1 pseudogene is annotated in these 628 nt (G+C 36.3%); it reads right to left on the bottom strand.

From position 1 onward, the window contains the following. Window positions 1–179: 179 nt before the first annotated feature. Window positions 180–628: pseudogene (locus tag ABKW30_RS29250) on the bottom strand (IS630 transposase-related protein); the annotation flags it as partial.

Genomic DNA, 628 nt, shown 5'->3' with positions numbered 1-628 from the left:
TTGATTTGGCTAAGTACAGAAAAGGATGTCAAAGCTCTCACACCAGAACAAGTAGACTGGCTTATGAAGGGCTTTTCTATCACTCCAAAAATATAGTAGATTGAAACTAGAATAGTACACCTCTGCTTCTAAAACATTGTTAGAAATCGATTTTACTGTCCTGATCGATTTGTCCTATTCTTACTTCGTTTTAATATAATAACCAATGGTGCGGTTAATGTTGGTAAGAGAAATTTCTGAAACCAAGCTTCAAAAAAGTCGCTCGTCATCGTCTCTTCGTAAGTCATTGGAGCGATTAACTCACCATTCATTTGTTAGACCTGTGCTAGGTGCTTTAAACTATTAAAATTCTTAAGAAATAAGGCTACTTTTTCTGGGTCTTGTTCATAGTAGGTGTGGTTCTTTTTTTTCGAGTGTAGCCCATAGCTTTGAGCGCATAGTGGATGGTAGTTGGATGACAGCCAAATTCAGAAGCTATTTCAGTCAAATAAGCGTCTGGATTGTCAGTAAGATAGTTTTTAAGTCTATCTCTATCAACTTTTCTTGGTTTTGTTCCTTTTACTTGGTGATTTAGCTCTCCTGTTTTCTCTTTTAGCTTTAACCAGCCATAAATGGTATTACGTGAGAT

The organism is Phyllobacterium sp. SB3 (assembly GCF_040009165.1).
Classification (GTDB): domain Bacteria; phylum Pseudomonadota; class Alphaproteobacteria; order Rhizobiales; family Rhizobiaceae; genus Phyllobacterium.
This window is presented reverse-complemented; position numbering and strand designations above follow the sequence as displayed.